Raw genomic sequence first — 11951 nt, 5'->3', positions numbered from 1 at the left:
GGGCACGGGAACCGGCGCCGCGGCCCGGTACGCGGGGTTCAGTCCTCCCGCGTGTAGTACCGGTAGAAGGCGATGACCCCGACGCCGATGCCCGAGAACAGGCCGACGACGGTCGCGCGGAGCACGGACTGGTTGGTGAGGCTGTGCAGATAGCCGACGGCGATCCCGATGAAGACCCCGTACGCGGCGGCGTGCACCTCCCGCTTGAGCCTCGGCCCGACCCGGGCGAGGGCGAACATGATCCCGGCGAAGACCACCCCGCAGAGGATCCCGTAGAAGACGTTGCCCGCGTCGACCGGGCCCATCTGGCGGTTGATGAAGGCCGCCCAGACTCCGTAGACGAGGCCGGCCAGCAGCGGGCGGGCCAGGGCGCTCTTGGTGATGTCGTGCGCTTGCGCCGACGCCATCGGGCGGTGGTGCCGCCGGGGGGCGGTGGGGGCCGCGTGTGCCATGGCGGGGCTCCTCTCTTCCAGCCTCCAGGGCACACCCGCCGACCCGGGGCGGCAAGTGGATCACTCGTCCGGGCGGACTCGGCCGCCGCCGCCCCCCGTACGCAGCAACGGGGGTGGCGCCCGGCCCGGAGCCCGCCTTCCCTGGTGACGTGCGCACCTGTCTGTCGGCGGCCCTCATCGTGCTCGTGGCCCTCCTCGTGCCCGCGAGCGCGGTCGCGTACTGGGCCGACCGCCAACTGGGTGACGCCGACCGCTACACCGCCGCCATGTCCCCGCTCGCGACGGACCCCGCCGTACAGGAGGTGGTCGTCACCCAGGCCGGCCGCGCCCTGTCCGGGCAGATCGACGCGGGTCCCTTCCAGGGCGGCGTGGACGCCCTGCTCGGGGAGGCCCTGCGCTCCTTCGCCGGGACCCCCGCCTACCGGACCGCCTGGGACGCGGCCAACCGGGCCGCCCACACCGCCTTCCTGGAGGCGCTGACCAGCGGCCACGGGGATGCCGTCACCATCGACCTCGCACCGGTGATCGCGCAGGTCAAAGGGGAGCTGGTGGCCGACGGGGTGCCGTTCGCCGACCGCATCCCCCAGACCCACCTGTCCGTGAAGGTCATGGAGTACGACAACCTCGGCGCGCTCCGGAGGGGGTTCCGCATGCTCCAGATCGCCGGGGTGTGGCTGCCCGTGCTGACCCTGCTGCTCGCCGTCGCCGCCGTGGCGGTGGCCGTACGGCGGCGCCGCGCCGTGCTGGCCACCGGTGTCGGCATCGCCGTCGGCGCCGTCCTCCTGGGGATCGCCGTCGCCGTGTGCCGCCGGCTGACCCTCGACGACCTGCCGGCCGACATCGACCGGGCGGCCGCCGGAGCGGTGTACGACGCCCTCACGGCGTTCCTGCGCACCACCGCCTGGGTGGTCCTCGCCGTCGGACTGGCCACCGCTCTCACCGCATGGCTGACCGGCCGGCTCCGCCGCACCCCATAAGCTCAGAAGGTACCCATCCTCCGCAGAACGCCCCAGAAGAACCGATTCGCGAGCGGTGACACGGAAGCGGAATGACCACCGAACGACGCACCGAGCACATACCGCACGAGCCGCCCCGGGCCCACCCCCTGGCTCCCCCCGCCTGGCTGCTCGCGGGACTGCGGCCGAGCAGCACCCCCGTCAACTGGGCGGCGGTCGTCCGCGCCGGCGTCGCGATGGCCGCCCCGCTCGCCGTCGGGTTCGCCGTGGACGAGCCCGAGTACGGGGCGCTCGCCTCGATGGGCGCCCTGTCCGGGGTGATCGGCGACACCGCCGACGCCTACCGGATGCGGATCCTGAACATCGCGCTCCCGCAGCTCCTCGGCGCGATCGGGGTGGCCCTGGGCACCCTCGTGTACGGCCACGGCTGGGTCGCGGTCGCCGTCCTCACCCTGATCGCCCTGCTGTCCGGGATGATCTCCTCGATCGGCACGGTCGCCTCCGCGTCCGGGCTGGTGTTCCTGCTCAACGCGGTCGTCGGGGCCGGCCTGCCGATGCCCGAGCCCTGGTGGACCGCCCCGCTGCTGCTCAGTGCGGGCGGCCTGTTCGTCCTGCTGCTCACCCTGCTGGGCTGGCCCCTGCGCGGCCGGCAGCCCGAACGGGCCGCCGTCGCGGCCGGCTACCGGGCCGTCGCCGACGCCCTGGAGGCCGCGGGCGGACCGGCGCCGGTGTACGACGAGCGCCGGCAGCAGGTCACCCACGCCCTCAACCAGGCCTACGACCTCGTCCTGGGCCGCCGCGCCCGGGTGCACGGGCGCAGTCCGTCCCTGGTGCGGGTCCTCGCCCAGCTGAACGTGCTGATCCCGCTGGTCGAGGCCGCGCCTGCCGCCCACCTGCGCGGCCGCCCGCTGCCGCCCGAGGTCCCGGCCGCGGTGCGGGAGCTGGCCGCGGCCGTCGAGGAGGGCCGCACCGGAACCCCGGTCCTCGGCCTGCCCGCCCCGCAGAGCCCGTCCGAGCGGGCCGTGGACGCCGCGCTGCGGCACGCGGCGAAGATCGTGCACCTCGCGGAGCCCGACCCGTACAACGTCGACGACCGGCTGGGCCGGCCCGCCTCGCTGCGGGTGCGGGCCCGGCGGGTGGTGCGCGACATGATGCTGTCCGAGGCCTCCTGGCGCTACGGGCTGCGGCTGGCCCTGTGCATCGGCCTGGCCCAGTCGCTGGTCTCCCTGATCGAGGTGGAACGCTCGTACTGGGTGGCGCTGACGGTCACCTTCGTCCTCAAACCGGACTTCGGATCGGTGTTCTCCCGCGCGGTGCTGCGCGCCCTGGGCACGGCGGCCGGGCTGGTCCTGGCCGCCGCCGTGCTGGCGGAGGTGCCGCGCGGCTGGTGGGACGTCCCGGTGATGGTGGTGCTCGCCGCGCTGATCCCGGCGTTCTCCGCGAAGGGGTACGTCTTCCAGACCGCGGCCATCACCCCGGTGATCCTGCTGCTGTCGGACCTCCTCAACCACCAGGGCTTCGACCTGGTCCGGCCCCGGCTGCTGGACAGCCTGATCGGCTGCGCCATCACCCTCGTCGCCGGCTACCTGCTGTGGCCCGAGAGCTGGCACACCCGGATCGGCGACCGGCTCGCCGACGCCGTGGACGACGCGGCCCGCTACGTGGACTGCGCCTTCGCCCCCGTCGCGGACGAGGCCGAGCTGCGGGCCGCCCGCCAAGCCCGGCTCCAGGCCCGGCGACGGATCTACCGCGACCTGTCGGGCGTCCGCAGCGAGTTCCAGCGGGCCCTGACCGAGCCCCCGCCGACCGGCACCCGCGCGGCCGCCTGGTGGCCTCTGGTGGTGGCCGTGGAACGGATCGTGGACGCCACCACGGCGGCCCGCGTCCGCGTCAACCACGGAGCCCCCGCCCCGCCCTCCTGCGAGGTGCTCCGGATCACGGGCCAGCTCGGCGCCCTGGCCGAGGGCATCCGCAGCAGCGAGACCCTGGTCCGCGTCGAGGTCCCCCCGTGGGGGGACGAGGCCGGCGTGCTCGCCCCGCTCCACCAGGAGGTGGCGGCGGCCCGCGCCATCTCCCAGTCGGGCCCCTGACCCGTCCCGCCGCGCGGTACGGGATCCCCCGAACGCCGCACGGGGTGCGCCGTGCCGGGCCGGGCGCGGCAGCATCGAGGCATGCGCACCCGCCGCCGTCTGGCCGCCCCGGCCCTGGCCGCCCTCCTGGCGGTCGCCACGGCCGGGTGCGCGGACGTGGAGGGGCTCAAGGACCAGGGCGACCAGGGCACCGTCCACGCCCCCAGGACCCTGTGGAAGGGCTACTTCCCCGACCCGCCCGGCCCCGGGCAGCAGCCCGGCGCGGCCGCCGTGGTCCCGGGCCTGCCCAAGGTGCCGGGGCTGAGCATGCGCGGGGTGGACGCGCTGGCCGTCGTACGGGCCGACATCACGGCCGCCACCGCCGAGGACGGCGGCACCGGCCGGCTCGTGGACCCCAGGGCCGTGCAGCGGCTCGCGCTCTGCACACAGGCTGTGGACGGCGGGCCCTTCTGCCCGGTGCGGCCCGGGGTCCTGCACGACCTGACCGGCAACGGCAGGGAGGAGCTGATCACCGCCCTGGACGTGGACGGCCGCCTCAGCGAACTGCGGGTCTACACCGTCCAGGACGACGGCAGGATCGCCCGCATCCTCTCCCGGCGCGGGGTCCTGGAGGGCGTGGAGGTGGCCGCCGAGCACCTGGCCGTCCGCGAGCCGACCTCGAACCCGGTCTACATCTCCGTCTCCGACTACGTCTGGGACCCCAACACCAAGAGCATGAGCCTGTCGCAGCTGACCCTCGACGACTGCCCCACCCTGACCGACGTCCCGTTGAGCGCGGACCGGCAGCGATGCGCGCGCTGAGCAGCCTCCGCTGGAAGATCGCCCTGACCACCACCCTGGTGTGCTGCACGGTCGCCGCCGCCCTCGGGATCGCCGTGCACAACGTGGTCGCCCGGCAGGTCGTCGGAGAGGTCCGCAAGGAGGTGGACCGGGAGCTGGAGCACGCCCTCGGGCACTACGAGTACGGCACCGCGCACGGCGACGTGCACGCCGCCCTCGACCCGCCCGGCCTCCCGGCCCCCCTGCGCGAGCTCGTCGCACACGGCCGCACCGGCAGCATGGTCGGCACCTACCAGGGCAAGCCCGTCATGTGGGGCGCCGGCCCCGCCGACCAGCAGGCCCTCGCGGTCTGGATCCCGTACGAGAGCACCCGCACCCGGCTGCGCGACCTGGACACCGCCATCCTCCTGTCCTCGGCCCTCGCGGCCGGGGTGGTCGCCCTGGCCGGCCTGTTCCTCGCCAACCGGATCAGCCGCCGCCTCACGACCACGGCCGCCGTGGCCCGCCGGATCAGCGCGGGCGACCTGGACGCCCGGGTCGGCTTCCCCGCCGACCGGGACGCCGACGCGGACGCCGACGGCACCCGCCGCTCCCGCGACGAGGTGCGGGACGTCGCCCGGGCCCTGGACTCGATGGCCGCCTCGCTCCAGGAACGGCTGGAGGCGGAGAAGCGGTTCACGGCCGACGTCGCGCACGAGCTGCGCACCCCGCTGACGGGCTCCCTGGCCGCCGCCGCGCTGCTGCCGGAGGGCCGGCCCAAGGAGATGATCGAGGACCGGTTGCGGGCCCTGCACCTGCTCACCGAGGACCTGCTGGAGATCTCCCGGCTCGACGCGGGGGTGGAACGGGCCGACCTGGCCCGGGTGGAACTGGGCCGGGCCGTCCGGCGGGCCGTCGCCGGGTCCCGGCTCGCCGCCGAGGTGCGGGTGGTGCGGGACGCGGTGGTGCTCACCGACCGGCGGCGGCTGGACCGGATCCTGACCAACCTGCTGGTCAACGCCCACAAGCACGGGCGGCCACCGGTCGAGGTGACGGTGGAGGGGCCGGTGGTGGTGATCCACGACCACGGCTCCGGCTATCCCGCCGAACTGGTCGAGCAGGGACCCCAGCGCTTCCGCACCGGAGATCCCGGCCGCGGCCGCGGCCACGGCCTGGGGCTGACGATCGCGGTGGGCCAGGCCGCCGTCCTGGACATCGCCCTCGGCTTCGCCAACGCCCCCGACGGCGGCGCCCTGACCACCCTCCGGCTCCCGGTGGGGCGGCTGCCGGAGGGGAGTTGAGGGAGGGCGGTCCGGACGAACCGCTGCGCCGGGGCGGCGGGGCGGGGATGAACGGTGGATGAACCCGGCACGGCGGAGGGCCAGTTCGTGCGGGCGAGCGGGTTGGGTGGTAGGACGGGCACCACGAAGGGCGCCCCTGCCGTCGTTCCAGCCCAGGGGCCGATAACCTTACGTGTCCACTCTGGGCAGGGATCAACCGCGCAGCACGGACAAATGACGCACGCACTCATGCGAAAGGCCTGGCCCATGGGTATTCGGAGCTTGTTGCGCAAGGTGTTCGGAAGGACTGCGGAGCCGGTCCCCGAGACGTCGGACGCCCCAGCGGCGGCCCTCCCCAGCCAGGCCGAACGCACGCCGCTGGACGTGGCGGCCGAGCTGGTGGCGGCGTCCTTCGACAACCCGACGGTCCCGCCGCAGTCGGCACCGCGCGACCGTGAGGCGGGCACCCTCCTCACCGCCCCCGCCCCCACCACGGACCCCACCGTCCCGGAAGCCCGCCGCCCCACCCCCCAGGGCCCCACCCCGCCGCCCACCGAGGCCACCGCCCGGCAGCCGGAGGCCGAGCCGGCCGAGGCGGTCGTGGAGCCGGAGGCCGAACCGGCCGCCGCCGAGCCCGCGCCGCAGGAGCAGGCCGAGGCCACGCTGCCGGAGGCGGCGACCGAGGAAGCCGCGGGCACCGAGCCCGCCACCCCGCAGGCCCCGGAAGAGGACTCGCCCACCCCGGCCGCCCCCGAGGCCGAGGCCGCCCCGATCACGGTCGAGGCCGTCGAGGCCGAGCCGGTCGCCGCGGCGGAGGCACAGGCGGAACCCGAGGCCGCCCAGGCCGACGCCGCCCCCCAGCCGGAGGCAGAGGCCCCGGCGGCGGAGCCCGAGGCCGCCCAGGCGGAGGCCAACCCCGAGCCGCAGCCGCAGCCGGACGCGGAGGCCGACCCCGAGCCCCAGCCGGAGGCGGAGGCGGAGTTCCAGCCCGAGCCCCTGGCCGCACAGGCCGAGCCGGAAGCCGTTGCGGAATCCGAGCCGCAGACCGCGGCCGCCCCCCAGCCGGAGGCGGAGGCCCCGGCGGCGCAGCCCGCGGCCGCCCAGGCGGAGGCCAACCCCGAGCCGCAGACCGCGGCCGCCCCCCAGCCGGAGGCGGAGGCCCCGGCGGCGGAGCCCGTGGCCGCCCAGGCCGAGCCGGAGCCCGCAGCCGCCCAGGCCGACCCCGAGCCCCAGCCGCAGCCGCAGCCGGAGGCGGAGACCGACCCCGAGCCCCAGCCGGAGGCGGAGCCCCTGGCCGCGCAGGCCGAGCCGGAGGCGGCGGACCCCGAACCCCAGCCGGAGGCGGCGGACGCCGAGCCCCAGCCGGAGGTCGACCCCGAGCCCCTGGCCGCGCAGGCCGAGACCGAGCCCCTGGCCGCGCAGGCCGAGACCGAAGCCGTTGCGGAGTCCGGGCCGGAGGCCGTCGGTGGGCCCGCGCTGCCCGCTTCGGCGGTGCGGCGCAAGGGTGGGGCCGTCGGGGCGGCCTACAAGGCCGCCGGGCAGGTGCTGCGGGCCAAGGGGAAGACCGGGGCGCGGGCCAAGGTGTACCTGGTCCTCGACCGCTCCGGCTCCATGCGCGGGTTCTACAAGGACGGCAGCGCCCAGTACCTCGCCGACCACGCCCTCGCCCTCGCCGCGCACCTGGACGAGGAGGCCACCGTGCACACGGTGTTCTTCTCCACCGAACTCGACGGCACCGCCGAACTGACCCTCGACGCCCACGACGAGTCCTGGGTCGAGGCCCGCCACGCCGAGCTCGGCCGCATGGGCCGCACCAGCTACCACGTGGCCGTCGAGGCCGTCGTCGAGCGCTACCAGAAGGACGGCGGCACCGGCCCGGCCCTGGTCGTCTTCCAGACCGACGGCGCGCCCGACAACGTCCGCCCCGCCCGCCAGGCGCTCGCGGACGCCGCCGCCACCGCCCCCGGCGTGCACTGGCAGTTCGTCGCCTTCGGCGACCACGACGCCAAGGCCTTCGACTTCCTGCGCAAGCTGGACGCCGAGAACGCCGGCTTCTTCCACGCCGGCCCCGCCCCCGCGGAGCTGACCCCGGCCGCCCTCCTCAAGGGCGTCCTCGACCGGTTCTGACCGGGAGAAGGAACGACGAAGGGCCCGGGATCCGCGAGGATCCCGGGCCCTTCCCGCTACAGGAGCGGCAGCGTCAGCGCGCGGCGTCCGGGTGCACGGCCTCGGCGACCGGCTTCGCGTCCGCCGCCTTCGTCTCGACCGGCTTGCGCAGCGCGATGTTCAGCTCGCGCAGGCGGCTCTCCTCCAGCACCGTGGGCGCGCCCATCATCAGGTCCTGGGCGTTGCCGTTCAGCGGGAAGGCGATGGTCTCGCGGATGTTCGGCTCGTCGGCCAGCAGCATCACGATGCGGTCCACGCCCGGGGCGATGCCACCGTGCGGCGGGGCGCCGAGGCGGAACGCGCGCAGCATGCCCGCGAACTCGCGCTCGACGGTCTCGGCCTCGTAACCGGCGATCTCGAAGGCCTTCAGCATGACCTCGGGCTCGTGGTTGCGGATGGCGCCGGAGGACAGCTCGATGCCGTTGCAGACGATGTCGTACTGCCAGGCGAGGATGTCGAGCGGGTCCTTCTCCTCCAGGTCCTTCATGCCGCCCTGCGGCATGGAGAACGGGTTGTGGGAGAAGTCGATCTTGCCGGTCTCCTCGTCCTTCTCGTACATCGGGAAGTCGACGATCCAGCAGAAGCGGAAGACGTTCTCCTCGAAGTGGCCGGCGCGCTTGGCGGCCTCGACCCGGACCGGGCCCATGATCTTCGAGACCTCGTCGAACTCGCCCGCGCCGAAGAACACGGCGTGCCCGCCGGCCAGGCCCAGACGCTCGGTGAGGACCTTGACGTTGTCCTCGGTGAGGAACTTGGCGATCGGGCCGGTCAGCGAACCGTCCTCGCCCACGCGCACCCAGGCCAGGCCCTTCGCGCCCAGCGAGACCGCGTAGTCGCCGAGGCCGTCGAAGAACTTGCGCGGCTGGTCGGCGGTGTCCGGGACGGCCAGCGCACGCACGTGCTTGCCGGCGAACGCCTTGAACTCCGAGCCCTCGAAGACGTCGGAGATGTCGACGAGCTCCAGCTTGGCGCGCAGGTCGGGCTTGTCGTTGCCGTACTTCAGCATCGACTCGCGGAACGGGATCCGCGGGAACGGCGAGGTGACCTCGCGGCCGCCGCCGAACTCGGTGAACAGCTCGGTCATCAGGCGCTCGATCGGCTGGAAGACGTCCTCCTGCTCGACGAAGGACATCTCCACGTCGAGCTGGTAGAACTCGCCCGGCGAACGGTCGGCGCGGGCGTCCTCGTCGCGGAAGCAGGGCGCGATCTGGAAGTACCGGTCGAAGCCGGAGATCATCAGCAGCTGCTTGAACTGCTGCGGGGCCTGCGGCAGGGCGTAGAACTTGCCCGGGTTCAGGCGGGACGGGACGACGAAGTCACGGGCGCCCTCGGGGGAGGTCGCGGTGAGGATCGGGGTCGCCATCTCGTTGAAGCCGAGGGCCACCATCTTCGAGCGGATCGAGGCGATCACGGCCGAGCGCAGCATGATGTTGCGGTGCATGCGCTCGCGGCGCAGGTCGAGGAAGCGGTACTCCAGGCGCCGCTCCTCGTTCACCCCGTCCTCGGTGTTGATCGTGAAGGGCAGCGGGGCGGAGGCACCGAGCACCTCGACCTCGGTGACCTCGATCTCGATCTCGCCGGTGGCGAGCTCGGGGTTGACGTTGTCGGCACCACGGGAGACGACCTTGCCGTCGACGCGGACGACGGTCTCCTTGGTGACGCTGCCGAGGGCCTCGTTCGCCGCGGTACCGGGGCGGGCCACGAGCTGCGTGATGCCGTAGTGGTCACGCAGATCGATGAAGAGGATGCCGCCCAGGTCTCGACGATTGTGCACCCAGCCGCTCAGCCGGACGTCGGATGCGACGTCGGAGGCACGGAGCTCGCCGCACGTGTGGGACCTGTACCGATGCATCAGTCATCCAGTTCTACGCGTTTTCCAGGTGGACTCAACCCTCCCAAGGTTACCGTCCGGCAGCGGTACGTACCGGGCGCGCCCGGAGCGCAGCGGCACGGGGCGCCGGACGGGCGCCCCGTGCCCGCGACCTGTAAAGATGGCCGGGTGCGCACCGAGGACGTCCTGGCCGCCATCGCGACCGGCCTGTGGCGGTGGGACAACGCTTCCGGAACGGTCACCCTCGACGGCGAGGCCGCCCGGCTCCTCGGGCTGCCCGCCGAGCCCGTCGTGCTGCCCGAGGCGGCCGCCCGCGCGCGCTTCCACCCGGTCGACTGGAACGAGATCAACGGCATCGTGAACCTCGCCGTGGCCGAGGGCACCCTCGCCGAGGCCCGGCTGCGGATCATGGACGAGGACGGGCGGGTGCTGCGCACCGTCCGCAGCCGCTCCAAGCCGCTGGAGAACCGGACCGCCGACGGCCGGGTCGACTACGAGCTGATCGGCACCATCCAGGAGATCGCCGAACCCCAGCCCGGCACCACGGCCGCGCACACCCCCATCACCGGCGACTGGCGGCGCTCCCGCGAGGCTTTCCTGCTGGACGCCGGCCGGGCGCTGGCCGAGGCCCGCTCCACGGCCGAGGTGCTGCGGGTGGCCGCCTCGCTGTCCATGCCGGGGTTCAGCCCGGACGGGCTGGCGGTCTTCGGGATGGCGGGCGACCAGCTGTCCGTCATCGGGCACCACGGACACGCACCGGGCGACGAGGGCCCCTTCTCGGACATGGCCCTGGACACCGACTACCCGGCGGCCGAGGTCGTCCGGACCGGCCGGGCGATCTACCTCCCCACGCCGGAGGACTACAAACGGCGCTTCCCCGTCACCTGGCCCCTCGCCCAGCCGTTCGACCGGGCCTCCTGGGCCTTCCTCCCGCTGATCGTGGCCGGGCGGACCATGGGGGCCTGGATGGCGGCGTTCAAGCACCCGGTGACCTTCTCGCCGGACGAGCGGTCCGTGCTGACGACGGTGGCCCGGATGCTCGCCCAGGCCCTCCAGCGGGCCGGGGTCGCCGAGTCGGAGCGGGAGCTCACCACCGGCCTCCAGCGGTCGATGATGCCGCAGCTCGGCCCCGAGATCCCCGGCATGACCATCGCCGCCCGCTACGTCCCCACCGGCGGCGGGCTCCAGGTCGGCGGCGACTGGTACGACGTGATCCCGCTGCCCTCCGGCCGCTTCGCCCTGGTCATCGGCGACGTCCAGGGGCACGACGTGCGGGCCGCCGGGCTGATGGGCCAGCTGCGCATCGCGGTGCGCGCCTACGCCTCCGAGGGGCACCGGCCGGACGCGGTGCTCTCGCGCGCCTCCCGCTTCCTGGCCGGGCTGTGCTCCGCGCCCGCGCCGGACGAGGACCCCGGCGCGGGGTCCGGTCCCGGCGCGGACGCCGACGCGGACTTCGGCAGCCCCCGGTTCGCGACCTGCCTGTACGTGGAGTGCGACCCGCGGACCGGCACGCTGGAGATCGCCCGGGCCGGGCACCCCGACCCGGTGGTGCGGATGGCCGACGGCACGGTGCTGATGCGGCCGACGGCCGGCGGGCTGCCGCTCGGCATCGTCCCCGACACCGACTACCCCACGACCCGTTTCGCCCTGGAGCCCGGCGAGACGCTGATGCTGTGCACCGACGGGCTGATCGAGACCGGCGGGCACGACCTGGACACGGGCTGGGCGCGGCTGCGGGCGATCCTGGAGTCCGACGCCCACGACCGCGCCGCTCCCGGCGAGGGCGGCGGGGACGCGGACAACCACCTGGAGCGCCTCGCCGACCTGCTGGTCCAGGCCGTGCACGGGCCGTCCTCGCACCACACCACGGGCCCGCTGGCCGACCGCCGCGAGGACGACATAGCCGTGGTGCTGCTGTGCCGCGAGAGCCCGAGCTGCGGCTGCGGCACCTCCGTCGAGCACCCCGTACGGCCCGCCCGGCGCACGATGCTGACCGTGGCGCAGGCCGAGCCCTCGCGGATCGCGGGCGCCCGCCGGCAGGTGCGGGAGCTGCTGCACGACTGGGCGGACGCGGAGCAGGTGGACTCGGCGGTGCTGATGGTCTCCGAGATGGTGACGAACGTGCTGGTCCACACGGACGGGGACGCGCTGCTGGTCGCGGAGGCGGCGGGCGAGCCGGGCGCGCGGCGGCTGCGCGTGGAGGTGGCCGACGCGAGCGACGAGCTGCCGCACAAGCGCCACCCGGGCGAGATGGCGTCCAGCGGGCGCGGCGTGCTGCTGATGGAGATGCTGGCCGACGCGTGGGGCGTGGATCCGCGCGGCGAGGGCAAGTCGATCTGGTTCGAGCTGTACGAGCAGGCCAAGCCGGACGGTGACGAGGACCGGGAAGCCCCCGGTCCCGCCGACTGACCGGCCGG

The 11951-nt window shown here is 74.6% G+C and carries 8 protein-coding genes; 6 read left to right on the top strand and 2 right to left on the bottom strand.

From position 1 onward, the window contains the following. Window positions 1-38: 38 nt before the first annotated feature. A complete protein-coding gene (locus ACFVXK_RS11695; RefSeq protein ID WP_389611332.1) occupies window positions 39-452 on the bottom strand; it encodes a hypothetical protein in 414 nt (137 codons plus the stop codon). 149 nt (window positions 453-601) lie between these two features. Here ACFVXK_RS11695 and ACFVXK_RS11690 point away from each other — a divergent pair, with 149 nt between their 5' ends. The 5 genes from ACFVXK_RS11690 to ACFVXK_RS11670 all read left to right on the top strand — a co-directional run bounded on the left by ACFVXK_RS11690 (window position 602) and on the right by ACFVXK_RS11670 (window position 7664). Further along, window positions 602-1429 (top strand): hypothetical protein, encoded by an 828-nt coding sequence (locus ACFVXK_RS11690; RefSeq protein WP_389611331.1) that lies wholly within the window; start codon window positions 602-604, stop codon window positions 1427-1429. A gap of 71 nt (window positions 1430-1500) precedes the next feature. Further along, complete coding sequence (locus tag ACFVXK_RS11685; protein WP_389611329.1) at window positions 1501-3498, top strand: FUSC family protein; 1998 nt, start codon at window positions 1501-1503, stop codon at window positions 3496-3498. Between the two features lie 81 nt (window positions 3499-3579). Beyond that, window positions 3580-4299 carry a hypothetical protein gene (locus ACFVXK_RS11680; RefSeq protein WP_389611328.1) on the top strand — a complete coding sequence of 240 codons (720 nt, stop codon included), beginning with the start codon at window positions 3580-3582 and terminating at the stop codon, window positions 4297-4299. Further along, complete coding sequence (locus ACFVXK_RS11675) at window positions 4287-5558, top strand: sensor histidine kinase (protein ID WP_389611327.1); 1272 nt, start codon at window positions 4287-4289, stop codon at window positions 5556-5558. Before ACFVXK_RS11680 ends, ACFVXK_RS11675 begins: the two co-directional genes overlap by 13 nt. Before the next feature lie 273 nt (window positions 5559-5831). Further along, a complete protein-coding gene (locus ACFVXK_RS11670; RefSeq protein ID WP_389611326.1) occupies window positions 5832-7664 on the top strand; it encodes a VWA domain-containing protein in 1833 nt (610 codons plus the stop codon). Window positions 7665-7737: 73 nt separating this feature from the next. On the opposite strand, the gene aspS is transcribed toward ACFVXK_RS11670, so the two are convergent. Next, a complete protein-coding gene (gene aspS, locus ACFVXK_RS11665) occupies window positions 7738-9555 on the bottom strand; it encodes an aspartate--tRNA ligase (RefSeq protein ID WP_389611325.1) in 1818 nt (605 codons plus the stop codon). A gap of 147 nt (window positions 9556-9702) precedes the next feature. Here aspS and ACFVXK_RS11660 point away from each other — a divergent pair, with 147 nt between their 5' ends. Then, a complete protein-coding gene (locus ACFVXK_RS11660; protein WP_389611324.1) occupies window positions 9703-11943 on the top strand; it encodes a SpoIIE family protein phosphatase in 2241 nt (746 codons plus the stop codon). The last annotated feature ends 8 nt before the right edge of the window (window positions 11944-11951 follow it).

The sequence above is a fragment of the Streptomyces sp. NPDC058157 genome, from assembly GCF_042884105.1.
In the GTDB taxonomy this organism is placed as follows: domain Bacteria; phylum Actinomycetota; class Actinomycetes; order Streptomycetales; family Streptomycetaceae; genus Streptomyces.
The sequence above is the reverse complement of the archived record's forward strand: the minus strand, read 5'-3'. Positions and strand labels throughout refer to the sequence as shown.